The following is a 22,768-nucleotide window of genomic DNA, read 5'->3' as shown; positions in this document are numbered from 1 at the left end:
TCGCACGGACCCGCCCTCGTCCGGGGCTACTCGGCGCAGCTACTCGGCGCTGTGGCGACCGTGCGGGTGGTCGTCGTGGCCCGACGGGGGGACCGGAGCCGCGCCGGCAGCGTGGGCGCCGTGCTGCGTCCGGATCGCGCCGGTCAGCGTCGGAGGCTCGTCCACCGGGGTCGACGCCGCGTGCGCTCCGTGCGTCGTCGCCGCCGGCAGGACGTCGGGGGAGGTGGGCACGACCGCCGTCGAGCCGGTGTCGGGGGAGACGAGCGAACCCGACCCCGCGGCGGCCTGCTGCGCGTCGACGGTCAGGCGGTCGTCGTCGGCGCTCTTCCGTGCGGCGTCGGCCTGCTCCTGCAGGGCCGAGGTCTTCCGGAGCGGCGGCACGCGGAAGAACCACGTGAGGACGAACGCCACGAGGACGACGGCCAGACCCACCCAGTAGACGGTCACGGCGGAGTCGCTGAACCCGACCAGGAACGGACGGCTCAGTCGCGGGTCGGCGCCGTTGAGGAAGGACGTGTCGTTGGTGGACGACGTGGTCGACGACGTCCCGCCCTTCCCGTCGCGGAGCTGGTCGACGAGCTCCGGCGCCACCGCGTCGACGACGTCACGACGCTGGTCGGCGTCGGAGTAGTCGACCTGCAGCGTGCCGTCGACGACCTCGGCGTTCGCCTTCGCGGCGGCGGCCCGCAGTGCCTGCTGCTCGGCGGCACCCTTCGCGTCGTCGACCTGTTGGGCGATGACCGTGTCGGCGGCCGCGGCGGGGACACGTCCGGCGGCGACCTGCTGCTGGACGGCCGCGGTGACCCGCTCGGTGACGGCCTGGTCCGCCGCGCGCTTGGCCTGTACGGCGCCCTGGTCGAGACCGTCCTGCACGTTCCGCTTGACCGGCGTGACGATCGGGTCCCAGATCTGGTCCATCACGCCCGCGTTCTGCTCGGCGTTCGCCACCGCGGGGTTCAGCGCCGCGTTCAGGGCGCTCTTGAGGTCGGACTCGTTCTGGAGCGCCCCGGAGATGTTGGTCGGCATCAGGCTGAACAGCACCGAGAGCAGCACGGCGGTGCCCATCGTGCCGCCGATCTGTCGGAAGAACGTCGCGGCGCTGGTGGCGACACCGATGTCCCGCGGACTCACCGAGTTCTGCGCCGCGAGGGTCAGCGTCTGCATGAGCTGTCCGAGCCCGAGGCCGATGAGGAACATCCCGGTCATGAGGAACCACAGCGGACGGTCAGCGGTCAGGAACGTCAGGACCGTGTAGCCGACGGCGGTGAAGGCCGTGCCGGTGACCGGGAAGATGCGGTACTTGCCCGTGCGCGAGACGATCTGTCCCGATGCGATCGAGGAGATCATCAGGCCGAGGACCATGGGCAGCATCGCGAAGCCGGACTCGGTCGGGGTGACCCCCTTGACGATCTGCAGGTACAGCGGGATGGTCAGCATCGCGCCGAACATGCCGAAGCCGATGAGCACGGACAGGACGGCTGCCATCGAGAACACGTGCGAGCCGAAGAGCTTCAGCGGCAGGATCGCGTCGTCCCCCATCGCACGCTCGACGATGACGAACGCGATGAGCCCGAGTGCGCCGATGCCGTAGCAGGCGACGGCGCCGGGGGAGTCCCAGCCCCAGTCGCGGCCCTGTTCGGCGATGAGCAGCAGCGGCACGAGGGTGACGATGACGAGGCTGGCACCCCACCAGTCGATGCGCGGCTTCCGGCGCTCGCCGAAGGCCGGCAGGTGCAGGAACGTCAAGACCATGAACAGCGCGATGACGCCGATCGGGACGTTGATGAGGAACACCCACCGCCACCCGGTGACGAACAGCAGGTCGTCGGCGCCGGCGAAGACACCGCCGACCAGTGGCCCGATGACGGAGGAGATGCCGAACACGGCGAGGAAGTAGCCCTGGTACTTGGCGCGTTCACGCGGCGCGAGCATGTCGCCCATGATCGCCAGCGGCAGCGACATCAGGCCACCGGCGCCGAGGCCCTGCAGTGCACGGAAGCCGGCGAGCATGAGCATGGACGTCGAGAACGAGGCCGCGAGCGAGCCGATGATGAAGATGCCGATGGCCGTGATGAACAGCGGTCGCCGACCGAACAGGTCGGAGAGCTTGCCGTAGATCGGCGTCGTGATCGTCGAGGCGATCAGGTACCCGGTCGTCACCCACGCCTGCTGGTCGAGCCCGTGCAGGTCGTCGCCGATGGTGCGGATGGCCGTGCCGACGATCGTCTGGTCGAGGGCGCCGAGGAACATGCCGGCCATGAGGCCGTAGATCACCAGGAGGATCTGGCGGTGGTTCATCACGGCGTTCGACGCCGTGGTGGGGGCCGCGGGTGCGGTCGCGGTCTGTGTCATGTGCGGGACTCCCGAGGACTTTGCGCTGCGTGCAAAGTTACAACCGCCGCACGCACGGCGTGCTCCGGCGGGGCGTTCCTGTGGGGATCGGCAGCCGTCCACAGCCCGACGTGCGGCTGGACTGGAGGCCCGCATCGCGGTCGTCGAGGGCCCGCATCAGGGGCCCGGCGCGCACGGCAGGGGTCAGCGTGCACGGAACGGCGGCCGGTGTCAGGCCCCCAGCGCGGCGTCGACGATCTCCTTGGCCTCGCGCTGCACCTGCTCGAGGTGTTCCTGCCCGACGAAGCTCTCGGCGTAGATCTTGTAGACGTCCTCGGTGCCCGACGGGCGGGCGGCGAACCACGCCTTGTCGGTGACGACCTTCACGCCGCCGACGGCCGCGTCGTTGCCCGGTGCCTTCGACAGCTTGGCGGTGATCGGATCGCCGGCCAGGGTCTCGGCCTGGATGGCGTCGCCGTCGAGCTTGCCGAGGCGCGCCTTCTGCTCCTTCGAGGCGGCGGCGTCGACCCGCTGGTAGACCGGGGCGCCGAACCGTTCGGTCAGCTCGGCGTACAGCTGCGACGGCGTCTTGCCCGTCACGGCGACGATCTCGGACGCCAGGAGCGCCAGGATGATGCCGTCCTTGTCCGTCGTCCACGCGGTGCCGTCCTTGCGGAGGAACGAGGCCCCGGCGGACTCCTCACCGCCGAAGGCCACCGAGCCGTCGATCAGGCCGGGGACGAACCACTTGAACCCGACCGGGACCTCCCACAGGCGACGGCCGAGGGACTCCGCGACGCGGTCGATGATGCTCGACGACACCAGGGTCTTGCCGATGGCCGCGTCCTCGCGCCACTGCGGGCGGTGCGCGTACAGGTACTCGATCGCGACGGCGAGGTAGTGGTTCGGGTTCATCAGCCCGCCGTCCGGCGTGACGATGCCGTGCCGGTCGGAGTCGGCGTCGTTGCCGGTCAGGACGTCGAAGTCGTCCTTCCGCGCGACCACGGAGGCCATGGCGGAGGGGCTCGACGGGTCCATCCGGATCTTCCCGTCCCAGTCGAGCGTCATGAACGACCAGGTCGGGTCGACGTCCGGGTTCACGACGGTGAGGTCGAGGCCGTAGTGGTCGCGGATGAGGTTCCAGTACGGCAGCGACGCGCCACCGAGCGGGTCGGCACCGATCTTCACCCCGGCGCGCTTGATCGCGTCGATGTCGATGATGTTCTCGAGGTCCGCGACGTAGTTGTGCAGGAAGTCGTAGCCGTCGTGCGTGGCGTGCTCGGCGCGCTGCACCTCGGCGTTGCCGCCGGCGATGATCGCGTTCGCCCGGTCCGCGATCCACGTCGTCGCGTCGCTGTCGGCCGGGCCGCCGTGCGGCGGGTTGTACTTGAAGCCGCCGTCACGCGGCGGGTTGTGGCTCGGCGTGATGACGATGCCGTCGGCGGTGTCGTCGTGGCCGGCCGTGTTGTAGGCGATGATCGCGTGGCTCAGCGCGGGTGTCGGCACGTAGCCGTTGTCGGCGTCGGCGAGGACGTGCACGCCGTTCGCGGCGAGGACCTCGAGCGCGGTCCGCTCGGCCGGGCCGGAGAGCGCGTGCGTGTCACGGCCGATGAAGAGCGGGCCGTCGGTGCCCTGCGCGGTGCGGTACTCGACGATCGCCTGCGTGATGGCGGCGATGTGCGTGTCGTTGAACGCTGTGTCGAGCGACGAGCCCCGGTGGCCGGAGGTGCCGAAGACGACCTTCTGCTCGGGGTTCGTGACGTCCGGGACCCGGTCGTAGTACGCGGCGATGAGGGCGTCGAGGTCGACGAGGTCGTCTGCGGTCGCTGGGGTGCCGGCACGGTCGTTCATGTGCCCATCCTGGCATCCGACGGGTGGACGCGTTCAGGGTCACCGCTGGACGAGCAGGACGGCCGCCTGCCGGACGAGGAGCGAGCGGCCGCCTTCCCGGACGAAGGGGGGCGTCAGGGAGTGCGACCGCTCGCGGTCTGGGGGAGTGGTGCGCGTCAGGCGGTGCGGAACGACCCCGTGGCCGTCCGGACCGAGCCGGTGACGGTGCGGGTGCTCGCGGTGACCGTGCTCGGCCGACGGGACTGCGTGTCCACGAAGCGGCCGAGGCGGCCCACGGCGACCCCGGTGTAGCTCCCGATCGTGTCGGCCCGGGCGTCCGCGGACGAGGTGTACGTGCCGTGCTCGTCGCGCTGCCGGAGCCCGCTCACGAAGGTCCCGCCGAGGGGGAAGGTGTTCATGGTGGTCTCCTCGCTGTCGTGCCGAGGTGTCACGTCCGTCGAGTCGACGTCCGCGACGCCGTCGACTGCTGCGACCACTCTACGTCCTTCTCTTGCATGATGCAAAAGAAGGACGGCTCAGGCGACGAGCTCGCAGAAGTGCCGACCGCCGTCCGTCCAACTCTGACGGGCGGTCAGCCCCGCGGCGGCGGCGTGTGCACGGAGTGCTGGCAGGCCGACCTCGGCCCACGGGAAGGCCGAGCTGGCGTGGCCGTCCGCGTCCGTCACCGTGGCCGTGTAGGTGCGGTCGGCGTCGGCGTCGCGGTTCGTCTCGACCACCACGCGGCCGCCCGTCCGGACGATCTGCGCGGCGCGGGACAGGAGCGCGACCGGGTCGCCGCCGATGCCGATGTTCCCGTCGATGATGAGCGCGGTGTCCCACCGGCCCTCGTCCGGCACCGGGTCGAAGACCGATCCCTGGACCGCGCGACCGCCGGAGCGCTGCGCGATCGCCACCGCCTCCGCCGAGACGTCCACACCGAGCGCGGGCAGGCCCATCCGGAGTGCGGCGACGAGCATCCGGCCCGGTCCGCACCCGAGGTCGATCACCGGGCCGTCGGCGCCCTCGAGCAACGACACGTCGACACGGTCCGCGGCGGCGCTCCATCGGCCGACGTCCATCGTGACGACCTCGCCGGGACGCGTGGGGTCGGTCAGGCGCAGCCGGCCGTCGGACCGCAGTGCGCGGGCGTACGGCTCGTCGCCACCGGCCCCGAAGGCCTGGACGGTGCTGGTCGTGTCGGTCATCGGACACCTCCGGAGGTGGTCGCGGACTCGGCGGCCAGGGCCGCGGCGAACCGCGTTGCGGGTGCGAGGGCCGCGACGCGCTCGGCGTCGGGCAGCGTGTCGACGTCGAGCAGTTCGGCCAGGAGGCCCGTGTCGCGTCCGGCGGACCGCAGACGCTCGAGCTGCACGGCCCCGGTGTCGTCCTGCGACATCGGCACGCCACGCAGCAGGTCGCCGGTCGGCTCGCGCAAGTACAGCGACCAGAACCCGCCGTCCTCCGCCGGACCGAACCACGCGTCCCGCTCGGGACCGGCGAACACCGGGGCGAGCGCGTCGGCGGACACCTGCGGGGTGTCCATGCCGACCAACAGGAGCGGCTCGTCCACGGTGTCGAACAGGAACCCGAGGCGCTCGTCGAGCCCGCCACCGGGCTGGTGGACGACGTCGAAGCCCTCGGCACCCTCGGGCAGGACGTCGCCGTCGAAGAACAGGACCCGGCGGGCGGCGGGGAGCGCGGAGACCGTCGCGAGGGTGTCGGCGAGGCTCGCGGCGGCGACCCGTGCGGCGCCCTCGGGGGAGAGGGCCGGGGTCAGGCGCGTCTTGACCCTGCCCGGCAGGCACTCCTTCGCGACGACCGCGACCGTGATGCCCACGGGCCCGTCGGTGCCGGGTCCGCCCGTGGTGCGCGCGGCCGTCACGAGCGGGCCTCGGCGGCGACGCGCTGGCGGACCGACACGGGCGCGGCGGAGCGGGTCCGGGCCTCCCGGCGGTACGCACGGAGCAGGCGGGACATGTCCTTGACGGCGTTGACCGTCCCGCGGAGCGTCCCGGTGACCTTGCTGTCGCCGATGCGCTGCGCGTACCCGATGTCCGACTCGTCGACGCGCCACCCGGCGGCGTGGGCGGCGAGGACCATCTCGAGCGGGTAGCCGCTGCGGCGGTCGCGGAGGTCGAGGGCGACGAGGTCCTCGCGGTGCATCACGCGCATCGGGCCGAGGTCGTGCAGTCGGTATCCGGTCGCACGTCGCATGAGGACGGCGAGCACGCGGTTCGCGAAGCGTGCGTGCGGGGCCCAGGCGCCACGGCTCGTCGGGACACGGCGGCCGAGGGCGAGGTCGACCCGACCGTCCGCGACGCGCTGCACGAGGGCGGGGAGCTCGGCGGGGTCCATCGAGGCGTCGGCGTCGCAGAACGCGACGTAGTCGGCGGTCGCTGCTGCCACCCCGGCGGCGCAGGCGGAGCCGAACCCCCGGACCGGTTCCGTCACGACGAGGGCGCCGTGCGCGCGGGCGACGTCCGCCGAGCCGTCGGTCGAGCCGTTGTCGACGACGATCGCCCGGTAGCCCTCGGGGAGCCGACCGATCACCTGCGGCAGGGCGTCCGCCTCGTCGAGGCAGGGGAGGATCACGTCGACGCTCATGGAGACCATTCGGTGCCCTCCGTCGGATCGACTGGTCGAGCTGTCGTCCTCGGGGTGCGGTCCGGCGTCGGGGTCGGCGGCGGGGTGTTGCGTCATGCACACGAGCAAACACGATCCCGGCTGTCGGGGGACAGTGAACGCGTCCCCCGACGGCCGTTCTGCGCACCGTCCGCGGTGTGCCGATGCGCGGCGGACCGCGCTGTGGTGCGACCGTGCCCACCCGGAGGGGGTGGGAGCCGGGAGGCCCGTGGCGGGGCCGCCACGCGCCTCCCGGCCCTGTTCGGGGGACAGACCGGCGCCGCCGCGCGGGAGCCCGGACCTAACGCACGGCCGCCCGGAGCGGGGCGGTCGCGAACTCCCGCATGCCGCGGGTGAAGTCGACCTGGGCACGCCAGCCGAGCTCGTCCGCGATCCGTGAGGACGACGCCGTCACGTGCCGCACGTCACCCAGGCGGTACTCACCGGTCACGACCGGTTGCGGACCTTCCGGACCGGCGATCGCGGCGGCCATCTCGCCGATGGTGTGCACCGTGCCCGAACCGACGTTGAAGGCGCGGAACGACTCGGACGGCGCGGACCCGGTCGCGTCGATCGCGGCGAGGTTCGCTCCCGCGACGTCGTCGACGTGCACGAAGTCGCGGCGCTGTGCCCCGTCCTCGAAGACGCGCGGCGCCTCGCCCCGCGCCAGCGCCGAGCGGAACAGGGACGCGACGCCGGCGTACGGCGTGTTCGCCGGCATGCCCGGGCCGTAGACGTTGTGGTAGCGGAGGGCGACGGCGCGGCCGCCCGTGGCGCGGGACCACGACGAGGCGAGCTGCTCCTGCGCGACCTTCGTCTGGGCGTACACGTTCCGCGGGTCCAGCGCGGCGGACTCGTCGATCAGCCCGGGGCGGAGCGGTCGACCATCGGGGCCGATCGGGTCGAAGCGGCCGGCGTCCAGGTCCTCGCGGCGGCGGGCCGGCGGGCGCATCGGGTCGCCGTCGGCGGTGCTGTACGCACCCTCACCGTAGACGACCATCGAACTCGCGACCACGAGCCGGTCGATGTCGAGACGGTCCATCGCGGCGAGCACGTGGGCGGTGCCGGCGTCGTTGCTCGAGACGTAGTCGGGCGCGTCCTGGAAGTCGACACCGAGGCCGACCTTCGCCGCCTGGTGGCAGACGACGTCGACGTCCTGCAGCGCGGCGTCCAGGGCGGCACGGTCACGGACGTCGCCGTGCACGAGCTCGATCCCCGCGGTCCGGTGCGCGGTGACGACGGCCTCCGGGTCGCCGTGCACGTCGGTGCGGAGGGAGTCGAGGACGCGGACCTCGTGTCCCGCCGCCAGGGCCTGCCGGACGATCGTGGAGCCGATGAACCCGGCGCCGCCGGTGACGAGCAGCCGGGTCACGGGCGGAGCTCCATCACGCGGGCGCTGGCGCTCGCCGGGACGAGTTCGCGCGGCGTGTAGTCCTCGGGGACCGCGGCGACGATCGAGCCGATGGCGCGGACGATGACCTCGTTCGCGCGGGCCAGACGGTCCATGACGGCCTGGTGCGTGACCGGCGCCGCGGTGTTGGTCGTGGCGTCGGTGCTCGTCGTCTCGTCGGTCACCGGGGCCAGGCCCGCGTCGGCGTCGGTCACGAAGGACAGGTTCACCGTGCCGATGCCGAGCTCCGCGGCCAGCGGGACCTCGGGCGTCATCGTCATGTTGATCGTGTGGCCGCCGGCCTCGCGCATCCAGACGGACTCGGCGCGGCTCGAGAACCGCGGGCCCTGGATGACGACGCACGTGCCGGTCGGGCGGAAGGGCACGTCGAGCGCCGCGACGGCGTCGATCGCCGCGCGCCGGAGCACCGGGTCGAAGGGGTCGGCGAAGGAGAGGTGCTGGACCTCGTCCTCGAAGTAGGTGTCGGCCCGGCCCCAGGTCCGGTCGATGAGCTGGTCCGTCACGACGAAGGTCCCGGGGGCGTAGTCCGGGTGCAGGCCGCCGACGGCGCTCGAGGACACGACGGCGCGGACGCCCAGGGAGCGCAGTGCCCACAGGTTCGCGCGGTGCTCGATGCGGTGGGGCGCGACGGAGTGGGCCCGGCCGTGGCGGGTGAGGAAGGCGACCCGGCGGCCGGACATCGTGCCGATGCTGATCGGGCTGGAGGTCGGGCCGAACGGCGTCGGGACGTCGACCTCGTCCGCGGTGCCGGGTTCGAACAGTTCGTACAGGCCCGAGCCGCCGATCACGCCGATCGTCGTCGTCTTCTCGTTCTCCACAGGTCCTCCGGTCGTCCTCGGCGCTGGTCGGCGCCGTCGTTACGCTACAGATGCGGGCCAGGAGCGGCCCGCGTGTGGTGCCGTCGTCCTGTCGGCGCCATGTCACGACCATTCGGAGGCGCGCGTGCGAACGATCGGTCAGCACCGGGACGCCGTCCAGGCGCTCGTGGGACCGGCCCTGCCGACCGCGGGGTCGTCGCTGCCGCCGGAGTCGTCGTCGGTCGTCGCGCTGGCCGTGGGGTCCGGAGCCGGCCACGGGTACCGCGTGCTCGCCACCACCGTGCTCGCGCCGACGCCCCTGCCGGCCTTCGACAACAGCCAGATGGACGGGTTCGCCGTCCGCGCCGCCGACGCCGGTACGACCGTCCGGGTGGGCGCACCCATCCCGGCCGGGGTCGTGCCCCCGCCGCTCGGAGCGGGCACCGCGGCCCCGATCATGACCGGTGCTCGGATGCCCTTCGGGGCGGACGCCGTCTTCCCGGTCGAGTCCACGCCCGCCGGGTCCTTCCCCGCCGCTCTGCAGTCCGAGGACGTACCGGTGCCGGCCGATCTCGCCTCGGGGTCCTTCGTGCGTGTCGCCGGCTCCGACCTGGGTGCGGGTGCTCCGATCGCCCGGGCCGGGCAACCCCTCACCCCGGCCGTGCTCGGTGCGCTGGCAGGCGCCGGCGTGACGACGGTCGACGTCGTCCGGCGCCCGCGGGTGCTCGTCGTGTCGACCGGCAGCGAACTGCTCGACCCCGGGTCGACGGCCGACACCGACCTGCGCGCCGGGGCCGCCATCGGCGACGCGAACGGGGTCGCACTCTCCGCCGCGCTCGCCGAGGTCGGGGTCGACACGCGCCGGGTCCGGGTCCCCGACGACCCCGACCGGTTCCTCGGCGCCCTCGACGACGCCGTGGGCGACTGGGCGGACGTCGTGCTCACCACCGGGGGGATCAGCGCGGGTGCGTACGAGGTCGTCCGGCAGGCTCTCGGACCCCGCGGACTCGTCGTGACCCCGGTCGCGATGCAGCCGGGCGGGCCGCAGGCGCTCGGACCGGTCCCGGTCGCCGGCCGAACGGTCCCGGTGGTCGCCTTCCCCGGCAACCCCGTCTCGGCGCTCGTCTCGTTCGAGGTGTTCCTCCGCCCGGTCCTCGCCCGCGCCGTCGGGCTGCCGGAGCACCGTCCGACCGCGGACCTGTCGGCGGCCGAGCCCGCGACCTCGCCCGCGGGCAAGCACCAGGTCCGTCGCGGGACCGTCGTCGACGGCCGCGTGCACTTCGTCGGGGGCCCGAGTTCCCACCTGCTCTGGCACTACGCCGAAGCCACGCACCTCGTCCACGTCCCCGTCGGTGTCGCCAGCGTCGAGCCGGGCGACCCCCTGACCGTCTGGAGCATCCGATGACCGACCTGTCCCACGTCCGCGCCGACGGCAGCGCCCACATGGTCGACGTCTCCGATAAGGACGTGACCGCCCGGTCCGCGACCGCCACCGCGACGCTCGTCACCCGGCCCGACGTCGTCGCACGCATCCTGGACGGCTCGTTGCCGAAGGGCGAGGTCATCGGCACCGCCCGCATCGCGGCGATCATGGCCGTCAAGAAGACCTCGGACCTCATCCCGCTCTGCCACCCGCTGCCGATCGCCGGCGTCGAGGTCGACATCTCCGGTGCCGACGACCGAGTCGTCGTCGAGGTGTCCGTGCGGACGACCTCGCGCACGGGCGTCGAGATGGAGGCCCTGACCGGTGCGAGCGTCGCCGCGCTCACCGTCTACGACATGGTGAAGGCGGTCGACAAGAAGGCCTCGATCACCGACGTCCGAGTGCTCGAGAAGCGCGGCGGCCGCTCCGGCGACTGGAGTGCCCGATGAGCGACACGGGCGTCCCGGACCGTGGACGGGCCTCCGTCGTCGTGGTGTCGACCTCGGCCGCCACAGGCCCGGCCCTCGACCGCACGGGGCCGGTCATCGCCGACTGGCTGCGCGACCGCGGGTTCACCGTCGGTGACCCGGTGATCGTCGCCGACCGTGGTCCCGTTGCCGACACCCTCGCCGCTGCCGTCACCGGTGGCGCACGGGTCGTCATCACGACGGGCGGGACCGGCGTCACCCCGACCGACCGCACCCCGGAGGCCGTCGCACCCCTGCTCGACCTGGAACTGCCCGGCATCGTCGAGGAGATCCGCCGGCGGGGACTGGCCGGAGCCGGACCGACCGCGCTCCTCAGCCGTGGCGTCGCCGGCATCGTCGGGGGCGGCACGTTCGTCGTCACGCTGCCGGGGTCCCGTGGCGGGGTGGCGGACGGCCTGGCCGTGCTCGACGGCCTGCTCGACCACCTGCTCGCTCAGCTGCACGGTGACGGTCACGCTCCCCGGAGCGCCTCGTGAGTGCCGGAGCCGCGGACCGCGTGGTCGTCGCGGACGTCGTCGACCGCGACATCACGGTGGACGAGGTCTCGCGGGTCGTCGCCTCCGACCACGACGGCGCGGTCGTCACCTTCGCGGGGGTCGTCCGCGACCACGACGGCGGGAAGGGCGTCACCGCGCTCGACTACGAACGGCACCCGAGCGCCGGCGAGGTCATCGCCGAGGTCGCCCGGACCATCGCGGAGCAGCACCCGGAGGTCCGCATCGCCGTGCTGCACCGTGTCGGCGCGCTCGGCATCGGGGACGTGGCGCTCGCCGCGGCGGTGGCGTCGGGGCACCGCGCTGAAGCGTTCGCGGCGTGCGGGGCGCTCGTCGACCTCGTCAAGGAACAGGTGCCGATCTGGAAGCACCAGCGCTTCACCGACGGGACGGACGAGTGGGTGGCGGCGCTCTGATGACGGCGGTGCGCGCAGTGGTGTCCGATCGGGAGTCGTGAGCGTCGACGACCTGGTGACCCGACGGTGGGCCGCAGCGGACGATGATGCCGAACGCGTGCTCGCCCACGAGCAGTCACTCCTTCGGGTGACGCCCTGGGCGAAGTGGAGCCTCGGACTCGGCCTGGCGGCGCTCCTGGTCGCGATCGCCGGGCTCGTGCTGCTGCCACGCGGGGAGGACGACGAGGCGCACTTCGTCGTCGCGATGGTCCTCGTCGGAGCGACCGTCGCGTCCGTCGTCGTCCGCCTGGTCGTCGCCGCGCGCAGTCGACGGGTCGTCGGGACCGCGTTCCCGACGGTGACGACGGTGCTGTCCGCGCGGGAGCGGCACGCCGTCGCCCTTGCCGTGGACGGAAGAGTCCGCGCACCGGAGGACCGACTCCGGATCGTCCGCGCGGCTGCCGTGCTCCGAGCGGCTCCCGATAAGACCGAACAGTCGACCTGGTACTCGGCGTTGTTGGCCGCCCTCGCCGTCGGGAGCTCGACCGCGGCCCCGTTGGGTGGCGCGTTGTACGGCGTCGCGGCCGTCCTGTCGGCAGGAGCCGCCCTGTACGCGGGGCTCGACGTCGCCCGGGTCCGACGAGCGCTGCGGTCGTCGCCGACGCCCTGGGAAGCAGCCGCCGAACGCCCCTGACCCGTGCGCCCGGCGGCGCCGGGTCGGCTCGGCCGGGCCGGCTGCGCTGGGCCGCTTGCGCCGGGCCGGCTCCGCCGGCCTGGCCGCGGTGAGCTGGCTGTGTTGGGCCGGCTGCGCTGGGCCGGCTGCGCTGGGCTGGCCACGCTGGACCGCCGCGTTCAGCCGCGAAACCGACAGAAGGCCGCCGGACTTCCGCGGTGATCTGTCGGTTCCGCGCAGGAGTCGGCCCGCGGCACCGCCCCGTGAACACGGGCGTAGCGCCGCCGCCTCGCGACTCCCTAGTATCCGGACCATGGGAATCCTGCTGTCCGGCGTGAGCGTCGTCCTGCTCGTGTTCGCCCTGATCGACATCATCACGCGCCCCGACAGCGAGGTCCGCGGCCTGCCGAAGGTCGCCTGGATCATCCTCGTGATCCTGTTGCCGTTCGTCGGCAGCATCGTGTGGTTCGCGATCGGCCACGACTGGAGCGCCGGCCCCAGGAACCACGGCCGGTACGTCGAACCGAAGCGCCACGAGGACGGGTACGCCACGCTCGGCGCCGCCAAGGTCGCACACGGGGACAAGCGGATCTCCGGCACGGAGCAGGAACTCGCCGAGCTCGAACGTGAGATCGAGTACTGGGAAGCCCAGGCGCGCCTGAAGCGGGCGAAGGAAGCCGCTGGCGAGGGCGACCCGAGCCCCGCGAGCTGAGCCGAGCCTCCAGGACGGTCCGGCGCCGCGCGGACCCGCACGACGAACTCCGGACCGAACCACGGGCGTCCGCGGTTCGGACCGGATGCCGCTGGCCGGATCCGGACCGCGCCGCCGAGCCCGGCCGACAGCTCGCCGCCGCGCCTCCGGACCCGAGCCCCCGGCCGCCGCGCTGCCCGGCCTCCGGTCGCCATGCCGGCCCCGGCCGCCATGCCGCCCGGCCTCCGGCCTCCGCACCCGAGCCCCCTGCCCGCCGCCGATCCCGGCCGACAGCTCGTCGCCACGCCGCCCGCGGCGCGGCGCGCCCCCGCGCCCGCCTACCCTGGTCGAGTGGCTCATCTCCTCGGCGCCGAGAACGTGCATCTCGAGTTCCCCACCCGTGTCGTCTTCGACAGCGTGACCATCGGCCTCGACGAGGGCGACCGGATCGGCGTCGTCGGGCGCAACGGTGACGGCAAGTCGACGCTGCTCGCCCTCCTCGCGCAGCGGCTCGAGCCGGACACCGGCCGGGTGACGCACCGCCGCGGGGTGACGATCGGGTACCTCGACCAGCGCGACGTCCTGCCTGAGGGCATGACGGTCGGGCAGGTCGTCGTCGGTGACCTCGCCGAGCACGAGTGGGCGGGCGACCCGAAGATCCGCGACGTCATCGGCGGCCTGGTGTCGGACATCCCGTGGGACGAGACCGTCGACGAACTGTCCGGTGGGCAGCGTCGGCGGGTGGCCCTGGCGCGCCTGCTGGTCGGTGACTGGGACGTGCTGTTCCTCGACGAGCCGACGAACCACCTGGACGTCGAGGGCATCCAGTGGCTGGCCGAGCACATCAACCGCCGCTGGTCGTCGAACCAGGGCGGGATGGTCGTCGTGACCCACGACCGGTGGTTCCTCGACGCGGTGTCGACCGACACGTGGGAGGTGCACGACGGCGTCGTCGAACCCTTCGAGGGCGGCTACGCGGCGTACATCCTGCAGCGCGTCGAACGTGACCGGCAGGCGGCGTCGAGCGAGCAGCGCCGGCAGAACCTGGCGCGCAAGGAGCTCGCATGGCTCCGCCGCGGTGCCCCGGCGCGGACGAGCAAGCCGAAGTTCCGCATCGACGCGGCGAACGCCCTCATCGACGACGTCCCGCCGATCCGTGACACCGTCGCCCTGTCCCAGACGGCGACGGCGCGCCTGGGCAAGGACGTCGTCGACCTCATCGACGCGGGCGTCTCGTTCGACGGCGCGATGATCATCGAGGGCGTCGAGTGGCGCATCGCCCCGGGGGAGCGCACCGGCATCCTCGGCCCGAACGGCGCCGGCAAGTCGACGTTGCTCAACCTCGTCTCCGGGAAGCTCCAGCCGACCACGGGCCGGGTGAAGACGGGCAAGACCGTGCAGATCGCGGTACTCGACCAGCAGCTCGCCGACCTGCAGCAGTTCGCCGAGGACCGCGTCCGCGAGGTCGTCGCCCGCAAGAAGACGAGCTACGTCGCCGACGGCAAGGAGATGACGCCGTCGCAGTTGCTCGAGCGCCTCGGCTTCACGTCCGAGCAGCTGTCGACCCCGGTAAAGGACCTGTCCGGTGGGCAGAAGCGCCGCCTGCAGCTCATGCTCATCCTGCTCGACGAGCCGAACGTCCTGATCCTCGACGAGCCCACGAACGACCTCGACACCGACATGCTCGCGGCGATGGAGGACCTGCTCGACACCTGGCCCGGCACCCTCCTCGTCGTCAGCCACGACCGGTACCTGCTGGAGCGCGTGACCGACCAGCAGTACGCCGTCCTCGGCGGGCACCTGCGCCACCTACCCGGCGGTGTCGACGAGTACATGCGCCTGCGCGCCTCCGGCAGCGGCGGTACGACGGCGTCGGCGGCTGCCGCCGCTTCGGCCGGGAGGCCCGACACCGCCGGTGCGTCCGCGGTCGCCGCCGCCTCGGGGCTGCGTCCGGCAGCGGGGACCGGCTCGGCTCCGGCCGCTGCGCCGACCCTGTCCGGTTCCGAGCGCCGTACCGTCGAGAAGGAGATGTCGGCCCTCGACCGTCGGATCGCCAAGCTCGGGGACGACCGGAAGAAGCTGCTCGACTCGTTCGCGACGCACGACCAATCCGACTACGAGGGGCTCGGGAAGCTGCAGGGACGGCTCGCCGACCTCGATGCCGAGGTGGAGCAGCTCGAGGAGCGGTGGCTCGAGGTGGCGGAGCAGCTCGGGGTCTAGCCCGGGCTCCAACGGCAGTGCCGGTCGGCGTCAGTCACCGAGGCCGAGGATGAGGCGCCGCAGCAGGCCCGCGAGCTGGTCCTGCTCACCCGCGGACAGGCCGGCGAGGATGTCCCGCTCGGCTTGCAGCAGGTCGGCGATCGCCGCGTCGACGGCAGCGCGACCGGCGTCGGTGAGCGTCACCAGGACACCGCGACCGTCACGGGGATCCGTCCGGCGGGCGACGAGCCCGCGGGCGGCGAGGCGGTCCACCCGGTTCGTCATCGTGCCGCTCGTCACCAGGGTCTGCTGGAGCAGCGCCTTGGGACTCAACTCGTACGGGTCGCCCGCGCGCCGCAGCGCCGACAGGACGTCGAACTCCCACGGCTCCGTCCCGCCCGCCTCGAACGCCTGACGTCGGGCGCGGTCCAGGTGCCGGGCGAGCCGATCGACCCGCGACAGCACGTCGAGCGGCGCGAAGTCCAGGTCCGGGCGCTCCCGCCCCCACGCCGCGACGATCCGGTCGACCTCGTCCTCTGGCGGCATCCGTCCATCATGGCGTGGATCGGCGGCGCACGACCAGTGTCGGGCACATGGGAAGATGGTCGGGCTCCTCCGGGGGCGTTCCGCCTTGGTGTAATGGCAGCACGACGGCCTTTGGTGCCGTTAGGTCCGGGTTCGAATCCTGGAGGCGGAGCTCAGGACCGATCGGCGAGCAACTCGGTCACTCCGCCGAGGAGTGCGGGCGAGCGCTCATCTCATGGGCGCGCGCGTCTGCCTCGGTCTCGTAGATCTCGCCCCAAGCGATGCTCGCGGGCATGGCGTCGACACGCAGGTCCACGTCGGGCAAACAGATCTGCACGAAGTGCGGGAAAGCGGGGAACGACCACAGGTCGTCGTCCTCGAACCGACTCCAGAGCAACAACTCCCCGATGCCGAGCGGGTGGCCAAGTTCCTGACCGTTCACCGGCGGATCGCAGCTGACCATCAGTGCGTGGTGACCGTTCGGGAGCTCGATCGGTCGTTCCACCTCGCACCGGAAGACGGACGAGAACCGCTTGCTGTCCATGGACGAGAGGAAGAAGAGTTCTCGCATGTCAGAAGTCCGGATCCACGCCATCGACGCAGGGGGTCGGCGTGTGCGGTCGCTTGGTCATCGACTGCACCTCCGCGTCCGCCTTGGTTGCGTAGAGCTCGCCCCACGCGATGCTGGTCGGCATGCGCGTGGGCGGGATGACGACGTCGGGGAGACAGATCTGCACGAACTGCGGGAAGGTCGGGAAGGCCCACAAGTCGTCCCCCTCGAAACGGCTCCAGAGGAGGAGTCGAGCGACTCCCTCGGGAAAGCCGAGGTCCTGGCCGAGCGCTGGCGGGTCACAATTGACGACGAGAGCGTGATGGCCGTTGGGGAGTTGGGCCCTCGACTCCAGCTCGCACCGGAACGCGGAATCGAATCGGTCGTCTTCCATCGATGAGAGGTAGTAGGTCGGTTCCACTTCAGAACTCCGGGCCCGCGGTGCAACACACGGTTGCTTCCGACCAGTCTACGATCTGGTCCCACTGTGGGCTCGTGGAGTCCTGACCGTCGCGGTGGTCGACGCCGGACACTGCGACCATCGCCCTGACCGAAGCTGGCGTGCACGTCGACACCTTCACCACGCTCGCATCCGCGGGTGTCCCGGACGACATCTCGTCGGCGTCGGCCATCCATGCGGCGCGGATGACCGCCGCGCGCTCAGGAGAGCCGACGTGGTTCGATGAGCAGGACGCCCACCGGCAGCCCACTCTGTGGCACGTGCAGACGAGGAAACGATGACCTCCAAGACCCGCGCCGCGAGCGCTGTCCTCGCAGCAGCGGCGCTCCTTTTGACCAGTTGTGGAGGAACACCGGTGCAACCGAACGAGACGAGCGCGACCTCGGTCACGCCCGATGAGGCGGAGCAGTCCGTCACCACCTTCGTCGACCGCTCGACGACGGCGCTCGGCGGAGACTGGAAGCCCCGGGGAGGTCCGGGTCTCAGCCCGTGCACGACGGGCGACGGTGACGACGGCGTCTCGTGGGTCGTCATCGTCGATCGTCAGGCCGGGGACGACCCGCACGCTGACGTCGACGCCATCGAACAGCTGTGGAAGCAGCGGGGTGTGACCACTGAGCGGTACCAGAGCGGCGGTACGGACCCGATCGTGGGGATCCGTGGCGCCGGCGGTCCGACGACTTCCGTCGACTTCACCGCCGACCCTCGTGGGTACGCGTTGACGGCCGAGTCAGAGTGCGCCGAGGGTGACTACGAGGACATGGTTCGTCGTCAAGGTGACGCGACCGCGGGGTGACGCGACCGCGGGGTGACGCAACCGCGGGATGGCGACGTCCGCACGGTTCTCCACCGGGCACTGAGCGGCAAAGTCCGTGCTCTACGTACGCGCCGCATCGAACATCGAGCCAGAACTACGGCTTGTTCATCAAGACGAAGTGACGTGCCCCAAGGTCTGGTTCTTCCCAGAGCCTGCCAGGCAGCCGGGTGGCGGTCAAAGGCCGGCGCCGGGACGCTGGTGCGGGAGTCGGTGCAGCTGTGCTCGAGGAGCACATCACGATGACGAACGTCAGTGACCGGACCACCGGTGAGCGCTGTGGGAGGTCTGCCAAGTCCGGACCGACGGCGGCGGCACGGACGTCTTTGCGGGCGCTGGCGCAGCGGACGGTGCGCCCCGCCGGTGGTCCTTGGTTGACAAAGAGCAATCAAACGACGATAGTTGACCGTCGTCAATCATTCGGGTGCAGCGCGGCATCCCTCGTCCTGGAGTCACGATGTCCCGTCCCGATGCCGCAGCAGCACAGCTGCACCCGACCGAACCCGCGGCCATGTCCCACCGACAGGTCCTCGAAGCGCTCTCCGGGCTCCTGCTCGGCATGTTCGTCGCGATCCTCGCGTCGACCGTCGTCAGCACGTCCCTGCCGAAGATCATCGGTGACCTCGGCGGCGGCGAGAGCGCCTACACGTGGGTCGTCACCTCGACGCTCCTCGCCACGACCGTCTCGACGCCGGTCTGGGGCAAGCTCGCCGACCTCTTCAACCGCAAGCTGCTCATCCAGCTCTCGCTCGTGATCTTCGTCCTCGGCTCTGCGCTCGCGGGGTTCTCGGAGAACCCCGGCACGCTCATCACGTTCCGAGTCGTGCAGGGTCTCGGCGCCGGTGGGCTCACCGCGCTCAGCCAGATCATCCTGGCCGACATCATCAGCCCGCGTGAGCGCGGCCGGTACGGCGGCTACTTCGGCGCGGTGATGGCCGTCGGCACCGTCGGCGGCCCGCTGTTCGGCGGACTGCTGACCGACACGCTCGGGTGGCGCTGGAACTTCTTCGTCGGCGTGCCCTTCGCGGTCGCGGCGATCATCCTGCTGCAGGTCACCCTGAAGCTCCGGACCCTGCCGGAGCGCAAGGTCTCCATCGACTACCTCGGCATCGCGACCATCGCCGGCGGCGTCTCGCTCCTGCTCATCTGGGTCACCCTCGCCGGCAAGAACTTCGACTGGGTCTCGCCCACCTCGTTCGTGATGGTCATCGGTGCGGCCGTCCTGCTCGCGGCCACCGTCTTCATCGAGCTCCGCGCGGAGGAGCCGATCATCCCGATGACGCTCTTCCGGAGCCGCACGTTCACGATGGCGGTCATCGGTTCCATCGCCGTCGGCATCGCGATGTTCGGCGCCACCGTCTACCTGGCGCAGTACATGCAGCTCGCCCGTGGTGCCACCCCGACGCAGTCCGGCTTGCTGACGATCCCGATGATCGCCGGTCTGCTCATCGCCTCGACCGTCGGTGGTGCTCTGGTGACCAGGACAGGCAAGTGGAAGCCGATCATGCTCATCGGTTCGGTCGCCCTCGTCGTCGGACTCGCTCTCATGGGGACGATCGCGTACGACACGCAGTACGTCGTCGTCGCGGTCTACATGTTCGTCATGGGGAGCGGCGTCGGACTCGTCATGCAGAACCTCGTCCTGGTGGTGCAGAACACGACCGAACCGAGGAACATCGGCGCTGCCTCCTCCGGCGTCGCGTTCTTCCGCTCCCTGGGCGGCGCGATCGGCGTCTCGGTCCTCGGAACGGTCCTCGGGACCCGCGTGGCGGACGCCATCAGCGACAAGCAGGACGCCCTGACGAGGGCGATCGCCGCGCTCGGCGAGAAGGGCGCCGCCGTCGCGAAGGAGCTGTCGTCCGGCAGCATCCCCGCCGTCAGCTCGCTCCCGAAGGGCGTACGTCAGATCATCGAGTCGGCGTACGGCCAGGGCGTCGCCGAGATCTTCCTCATCGCCGCCCCGATCGCGGTCCTGCTCGTCCTGGCGATCGCCTTCATGCCGAACGTGCCGCTCACCACGAAGACCGTCGCCGAGCGCTCGACCGACGCTGGACCGGTCGCCGGTGCTGCCGAGGACTTCGCCGGCGTCGGCACCGTGACCGGGTCCAACCCGACGATCCAGTCGGCGGACTCCCAGGACGGCGGCGAGCGGCGTGCCCGACACTGATGTGATGACCGACGCGGCCACGGACCCCCTGCGGGCGTCCGCCGAGGACCTGGCGCTCGACGCGACCGAACGCGCGATCGCCGCCGTCGAACGGCAGTTCCTGGCGTTGGCCGGCTCGACCCGGCGCACGATGCGCGAGCAGGCCGCTCAGATGGAGCTGCAGCCGGCCGGCTACCGGGTCCTCCTCGAGGTCGTGGTCAACGGCAGCACCGGAGCGGGCGAACTCGCGGAGGCGCTCGGGTACGACAAGACCGCCCTCAGTCGTCAACTCAGCGCGCTCGAGGCGCTCGGGCTCGTCACGCGGGAACGGCACGCGGTCGATCGCCGTGCGGTCGTCGTCCGCGCCACGCCCGACGCCGTCGAGCGGGTCCAGCGCATCCGGGCCAGTGCCCGCTCAGCCTTCCGCGAGCGGCTCGTGACCTGGCCGCGCACGGATCTCGAGGACCTCGCACGACTGCTCGCTGCGCTGTCGTGACCCCCCGCGGTGGAGGAGACGGAACGGTGGGGGAGACCGCGGCGCTGGACGGCGACCCGGCCCCCGCACCGGTCGGACTGCGTGAACGCAAGCGGGAGGAGACGCGCCGTCGGATCATCCTGGCAGCGCGTGTCGGGAGCCTCGATGCCGGCATCGACGGTCTGACGATCGACGCCATCGCGCGTGAGGCCGACATCTCGCCACGGTCGTTCTTCAACTACTTCCCGAACAAGGAAGCGGCGATCGCCGGGGTGATCCCAGGGACAGCGCGTGCGCTGACCGCGGACGAGTTGGACCAGCTCCCCGCCGACGTCGTCGACGCGGTGGTGGCCATCGTCGTCGCCGTCCTCGGCCGTCAGGTCGACAGCACGAACACGGACCTGCGTCGCGAGGTGTTCGTCCGGTTCCCGGAGCTCCTCGACGAGTTCCGGCCGTTTTGGAAGGCGTCCGTGCGGACCGCATCCGTGTCGGTCACCGACCTCCTCCTCCGCCGCGGGTCGACCGCGGAGAGCAGCGCCGTCGTCGCGCCGGTGCTCGTCGCGATGTGTGTCTCGGTGGTGCGGACCATGCTCGCCCGCGGCGAACTCGACAGCGTCGAGTTGGCGCACGGGGTCCGCCCGATCGCCGACGCGATCCGTTCGACCGCCGAGGTCGTCACCGGCGGACCTCGGGGCCGGACGTCCTGACGCCGGGAGGCGCCGCGGGCTGAGCCTGTGGAGCTCCAGCCGACCGCCCGGGACGCTGCCTCCCCACGGCGGTGATGCGGGTGCGGATCCCGGTCGGGTCGCCGATGCGAGAGGCCCCCACCCTGACGAGTGGGGGCCTCTCGCCGGTCCCGGCGTCGTCGTCGCCCCGAGGCGCCGCTCGGTCAGAGCGAGACGGTCACCCGGTCGAGGTTCAGGTAGTCGCCGCTGCTCGAGGCGCAGGAGACAGCCACCGCGTTCGACCCGGCGCCGAGTTGCACGGGCACGGTGACCGTCGCCCAGGTGGACCACGACCCGGTCGCGGGGAAGGTCACGACGACGGGTGTCCCGCCTCCGATGCTGACCGTCCTGGTCGCGGTGCCGGCGGCCGCGGCGTACCGGAAGGTGAGCGTGTGGCTCCCTGCGGAGGTGACGTTCACGTGCGCGGTCGCCGTCGTGCCCACCGCGTTCCATCCGGCGAGGTACCCCCGCCCGGTGTACCCGGCGTTCGACGCCTCGGTCGGGATGCCCGGGTGGTCGATGTTCTCCGCCTGGTACACGCCGTCGCCCTGCACCACCGAGGTCGAGCCGTCCGGAACGGCCTGCTGCAGCACTGCGACGGTGGCCGAGGCCGCGAGGGACTGCTGCTGCGTCGTGCCGATCGACGGCGTCGGTGCGGTCCAGTCCGGGCCGCCGATGCCCTCGGGGGAGACGTGTGCGGCGGCCTGTGAAGCGTTCGCGGTGAGCACGGACTCGTACTGCGTCTGCCCGGCATCGTCGATGAGGTCCCGGATGTCCCGGGTCAGGATCGCCTTGAACCCCTGGGTGTCGCTCGAACCCTCGTTCACGAAGGTGCCCGCGACCGTGAGGTTCGCGATCGCCCAGTCGACCGCCCGTGTGGCGGTGGTCAGGTACTGCTGGTCGTGCGTGAGCAGGTACATCTGCAGGGCTGCGCCGGCGTACTGGCCCTGGTTGTACGTCCAGTCGTAGTCGGTGAACTGCCCGGTCCCGCTCACGTGGTCACGGATGTGTCCGTTGCGGTCGAACTGGCCCTGCAGCCAGGTGAAGATGCGCTCTGCGGTGTCGCGGTAGGTGGTGTCCCCGGTGGCCGCGTAGAGCCGGAGCGCGGTCTGGACGGCGGTGCCGTTCGTCGCGACGTTCTTCTCGTTCCTGCTCCCGTCGCCCACGTCGACGTTCTTCCACCAGATGCCGCCCCCGTAGGTGGTGTCCTCGTACTGCGCGATGTACCCGAAGATCTCCTCGGCCTCGTCGAGGAACCGCTGCTCCCCGGTGAGTTCGTACGCGCGGACGGCACCGCGCGCCCACCAGCCCATGTCGTCGTTCCAGTCGTTCTGCCGGAAGTCCGGGTACGCGGCCCGCCACCCGTCGAAGACGTCGTCGATCATCCGGCGGCTCGCCGCGTCGTGGGTGCGTGCGTACCGGTCCATCACCGCCTCCCAGTTCTGGGCCTCCCACCAGTAGTCGGTGTAGAGCCCTCCCTGCGGCCCGACGGCGTGCTCCTGGTGGACCTGCCGGTCGCTGTACGTCGTGAAGTACTCCGTGTCCGGGTCCCAGTAGGTGGCGATGAAGGCGTCGTAGGCGGCGGTCGCCTGGTCGGTGGTCAGGGCGGAGGCCCGACCAGGGTCGGTCGCGAGGCCGACGCCGGTGAGCGCCGTCGCGGCCACGGCGCCGGCGATGAGCAGGCCGGCGAGTCTGTGCTGCATGGGATCTCCTTCGATC

The 22,768-nt window shown here is 71.8% G+C and carries 24 protein-coding genes and 1 tRNA gene; 13 read left to right on the top strand and 12 right to left on the bottom strand.

What is annotated here, in order from left to right:
* Positions 1-39: 39 nt before the first annotated feature.
* From DEI84_RS08635 to DEI84_RS08600, 8 genes are all read right to left on the bottom strand, one after another.
* Positions 40-2,352, bottom strand: coding sequence for an MDR family MFS transporter (locus tag DEI84_RS08635; protein WP_181420392.1), 2,313 nt, complete (start codon positions 2,350-2,352; stop codon positions 40-42).
* 210 nt (positions 2,353-2,562) lie between these two features.
* The gene (gene pgm / locus DEI84_RS08630; RefSeq protein ID WP_110890430.1) at positions 2,563-4,182 is read right to left on the bottom strand and encodes a phosphoglucomutase (alpha-D-glucose-1,6-bisphosphate-dependent); all 1,620 of its coding nucleotides are present in this window, start codon (positions 4,180-4,182) and stop codon (positions 2,563-2,565) included.
* 155 nt (positions 4,183-4,337) lie between these two features.
* The gene (locus DEI84_RS08625; RefSeq protein WP_110890428.1) at positions 4,338-4,658 is read right to left on the bottom strand and encodes a hypothetical protein; all 321 of its coding nucleotides are present in this window, start codon (positions 4,656-4,658) and stop codon (positions 4,338-4,340) included.
* 39 nt (positions 4,659-4,697) lie between these two features.
* Complete coding sequence (locus DEI84_RS08620) at positions 4,698-5,366, bottom strand: bifunctional 2-polyprenyl-6-hydroxyphenol methylase/3-demethylubiquinol 3-O-methyltransferase UbiG (protein ID WP_110890426.1); 669 nt, start codon at positions 5,364-5,366, stop codon at positions 4,698-4,700.
* Entirely contained in the window at positions 5,363-6,043 is a 681-nt protein-coding gene (locus tag DEI84_RS08615; RefSeq protein ID WP_258371739.1) for a DUF2064 domain-containing protein, read from the bottom strand. Before DEI84_RS08615 ends, DEI84_RS08620 begins: the two co-directional genes overlap by 4 nt.
* A complete protein-coding gene (locus DEI84_RS08610) occupies positions 6,040-6,774 on the bottom strand; it encodes a glycosyltransferase family 2 protein (RefSeq protein WP_110823548.1) in 735 nt (244 codons plus the stop codon). Before DEI84_RS08610 ends, DEI84_RS08615 begins: the two co-directional genes overlap by 4 nt.
* 310 nt (positions 6,775-7,084) lie before the next feature.
* The gene (locus DEI84_RS08605; protein ID WP_110890424.1) at positions 7,085-8,155 is read right to left on the bottom strand and encodes an NAD(P)-dependent oxidoreductase; all 1,071 of its coding nucleotides are present in this window, start codon (positions 8,153-8,155) and stop codon (positions 7,085-7,087) included.
* The gene (locus DEI84_RS08600; protein ID WP_110890423.1) at positions 8,152-9,012 is read right to left on the bottom strand and encodes an MTAP family purine nucleoside phosphorylase; all 861 of its coding nucleotides are present in this window, start codon (positions 9,010-9,012) and stop codon (positions 8,152-8,154) included. Before DEI84_RS08600 ends, DEI84_RS08605 begins: the two co-directional genes overlap by 4 nt.
* A gap of 124 nt (positions 9,013-9,136) precedes the next feature.
* Between DEI84_RS08600 and glp the strand changes: the two genes are divergently transcribed.
* The 7 genes from glp to DEI84_RS08565 all read left to right on the top strand — a co-directional run bounded on the left by glp (position 9,137) and on the right by DEI84_RS08565 (position 15,375).
* A complete protein-coding gene (gene glp / locus DEI84_RS08595; RefSeq protein ID WP_258371738.1) occupies positions 9,137-10,396 on the top strand; it encodes a gephyrin-like molybdotransferase Glp in 1,260 nt (419 codons plus the stop codon).
* Positions 10,393-10,863 carry a cyclic pyranopterin monophosphate synthase MoaC gene (gene moaC, locus DEI84_RS08590; protein ID WP_110890421.1) on the top strand — a complete coding sequence of 157 codons (471 nt, stop codon included), beginning with the start codon at positions 10,393-10,395 and terminating at the stop codon, positions 10,861-10,863. Before glp ends, moaC begins: the two co-directional genes overlap by 4 nt.
* Entirely contained in the window at positions 10,860-11,378 is a 519-nt protein-coding gene (locus tag DEI84_RS08585) for a molybdenum cofactor biosynthesis protein B (protein ID WP_110890419.1), read from the top strand. The genes moaC and DEI84_RS08585 overlap by 4 nt, the downstream gene beginning before the upstream one ends.
* Positions 11,375-11,812, top strand: coding sequence for a molybdenum cofactor biosynthesis protein MoaE (locus DEI84_RS08580; RefSeq protein WP_110890417.1), 438 nt, complete (start codon positions 11,375-11,377; stop codon positions 11,810-11,812). Before DEI84_RS08585 ends, DEI84_RS08580 begins: the two co-directional genes overlap by 4 nt.
* A gap of 37 nt (positions 11,813-11,849) precedes the next feature.
* Positions 11,850-12,485, top strand: coding sequence for a hypothetical protein (locus tag DEI84_RS08575; RefSeq protein WP_110890415.1), 636 nt, complete (start codon positions 11,850-11,852; stop codon positions 12,483-12,485).
* A gap of 292 nt (positions 12,486-12,777) precedes the next feature.
* The gene (locus tag DEI84_RS08570) at positions 12,778-13,176 is read left to right on the top strand and encodes a PLD nuclease N-terminal domain-containing protein (RefSeq protein WP_110890413.1); all 399 of its coding nucleotides are present in this window, start codon (positions 12,778-12,780) and stop codon (positions 13,174-13,176) included.
* 330 nt (positions 13,177-13,506) lie between these two features.
* Entirely contained in the window at positions 13,507-15,375 is a 1,869-nt protein-coding gene (locus DEI84_RS08565; RefSeq protein ID WP_110890411.1) for an ABC-F family ATP-binding cassette domain-containing protein, read from the top strand.
* A 30-nt stretch (positions 15,376-15,405) separates the two neighbouring features.
* Here the strand turns inward: DEI84_RS08565 and DEI84_RS08560 are convergent, their stop codons facing one another.
* Positions 15,406-15,900 carry a MarR family winged helix-turn-helix transcriptional regulator gene (locus DEI84_RS08560; RefSeq protein WP_110890410.1) on the bottom strand — a complete coding sequence of 165 codons (495 nt, stop codon included), beginning with the start codon at positions 15,898-15,900 and terminating at the stop codon, positions 15,406-15,408.
* Between the two features lie 79 nt (positions 15,901-15,979).
* On the opposite strand from DEI84_RS08560, the gene DEI84_RS08555 reads away from it, so the two are divergent.
* A tRNA-Gln gene (locus DEI84_RS08555) sits at positions 15,980-16,051 on the top strand.
* 27 nt (positions 16,052-16,078) lie between these two features.
* On the opposite strand, the gene DEI84_RS08550 is transcribed toward DEI84_RS08555, so the two are convergent.
* Positions 16,079-16,450, bottom strand: coding sequence for a hypothetical protein (locus DEI84_RS08550; protein ID WP_110890409.1), 372 nt, complete (start codon positions 16,448-16,450; stop codon positions 16,079-16,081).
* Position 16,451: 1 nt separating this feature from the next.
* Entirely contained in the window at positions 16,452-16,850 is a 399-nt protein-coding gene (locus DEI84_RS08545; protein WP_110890408.1) for a hypothetical protein, read from the bottom strand.
* Positions 16,851-16,990: 140 nt separating this feature from the next.
* Between DEI84_RS08545 and DEI84_RS08540 the strand changes: the two genes are divergently transcribed.
* The 5 genes from DEI84_RS08540 (at position 16,991) to DEI84_RS08520 (ending at position 21,031) form a co-directional block, all read left to right on the top strand.
* A complete protein-coding gene (locus tag DEI84_RS08540; protein WP_110890407.1) occupies positions 16,991-17,170 on the top strand; it encodes a hypothetical protein in 180 nt (59 codons plus the stop codon).
* Entirely contained in the window at positions 17,167-17,685 is a 519-nt protein-coding gene (locus tag DEI84_RS08535) for a hypothetical protein (RefSeq protein ID WP_146236334.1), read from the top strand. The genes DEI84_RS08540 and DEI84_RS08535 overlap by 4 nt, the downstream gene beginning before the upstream one ends.
* 475 nt (positions 17,686-18,160) lie before the next feature.
* The gene (locus DEI84_RS08530; RefSeq protein ID WP_375537647.1) at positions 18,161-19,870 is read left to right on the top strand and encodes an MDR family MFS transporter; all 1,710 of its coding nucleotides are present in this window, start codon (positions 18,161-18,163) and stop codon (positions 19,868-19,870) included.
* A gap of 4 nt (positions 19,871-19,874) precedes the next feature.
* Complete coding sequence (locus DEI84_RS08525; protein WP_146236333.1) at positions 19,875-20,345, top strand: MarR family winged helix-turn-helix transcriptional regulator; 471 nt, start codon at positions 19,875-19,877, stop codon at positions 20,343-20,345.
* Positions 20,346-20,371: 26 nt separating this feature from the next.
* Complete coding sequence (locus tag DEI84_RS08520) at positions 20,372-21,031, top strand: TetR/AcrR family transcriptional regulator (protein WP_181420391.1); 660 nt, start codon at positions 20,372-20,374, stop codon at positions 21,029-21,031.
* Positions 21,032-21,213: 182 nt separating this feature from the next.
* On the opposite strand, the gene DEI84_RS08515 is transcribed toward DEI84_RS08520, so the two are convergent.
* Positions 21,214-22,752, bottom strand: a complete 1,539-nt coding sequence (locus DEI84_RS08515) for a glycoside hydrolase family 76 protein (protein WP_110890403.1) — start codon at positions 22,750-22,752, stop codon at positions 21,214-21,216.
* Positions 22,753-22,768: the final 16 nt, after the last annotated feature.

The sequence above is a fragment of the Curtobacterium sp. MCBD17_023 genome (genome assembly GCF_003224415.1).
Taxonomy (GTDB): Bacteria; Actinomycetota; Actinomycetes; order Actinomycetales; family Microbacteriaceae; genus Curtobacterium.
Note: the sequence above shows the minus strand (reverse complement) of the source record. Positions and strands in the feature narration are given on the sequence as shown.

Bases quoted from the DNA above. Each gene is read 5' to 3' on its own strand.
- DEI84_RS08585 (WP_110890419.1), top strand. From the start codon at position 10,860: ATGAGCGACACGGGCGTCCCGGACCGTGGACGGGCCTCCGTCGTCGTG.
- DEI84_RS08530 (WP_375537647.1), top strand. From the start codon at position 18,161: ATGTCCCGTCCCGATGCCGCAGCAGCACAGCTGCACCCGACCGAACCC.
- DEI84_RS08515 (WP_110890403.1), bottom strand. From the start codon at position 22,752: ATGCAGCACAGACTCGCCGGCCTGCTCATCGCCGGCGCCGTGGCCGCG.
- DEI84_RS08570 (WP_110890413.1), top strand. From the start codon at position 12,778: ATGGGAATCCTGCTGTCCGGCGTGAGCGTCGTCCTGCTCGTGTTCGCC.
- DEI84_RS08620 (WP_110890426.1), bottom strand. From the start codon at position 5,366: ATGACCGACACGACCAGCACCGTCCAGGCCTTCGGGGCCGGTGGCGAC.
- DEI84_RS08635 (WP_181420392.1), bottom strand. From the start codon at position 2,352: ATGACACAGACCGCGACCGCACCCGCGGCCCCCACCACGGCGTCGAAC.
- moaC (WP_110890421.1), top strand. From the start codon at position 10,393: ATGACCGACCTGTCCCACGTCCGCGCCGACGGCAGCGCCCACATGGTC.
- DEI84_RS08610 (WP_110823548.1), bottom strand. From the start codon at position 6,774: ATGGTCTCCATGAGCGTCGACGTGATCCTCCCCTGCCTCGACGAGGCG.
- DEI84_RS08550 (WP_110890409.1), bottom strand. From the start codon at position 16,450: ATGCGAGAACTCTTCTTCCTCTCGTCCATGGACAGCAAGCGGTTCTCG.
- DEI84_RS08525 (WP_146236333.1), top strand. From the start codon at position 19,875: ATGACCGACGCGGCCACGGACCCCCTGCGGGCGTCCGCCGAGGACCTG.
- DEI84_RS08535 (WP_146236334.1), top strand. From the start codon at position 17,167: ATGACCTCCAAGACCCGCGCCGCGAGCGCTGTCCTCGCAGCAGCGGCG.
- DEI84_RS08560 (WP_110890410.1), bottom strand. From the start codon at position 15,900: ATGCCGCCAGAGGACGAGGTCGACCGGATCGTCGCGGCGTGGGGGCGG.
- pgm (WP_110890430.1), bottom strand. From the start codon at position 4,182: ATGAACGACCGTGCCGGCACCCCAGCGACCGCAGACGACCTCGTCGAC.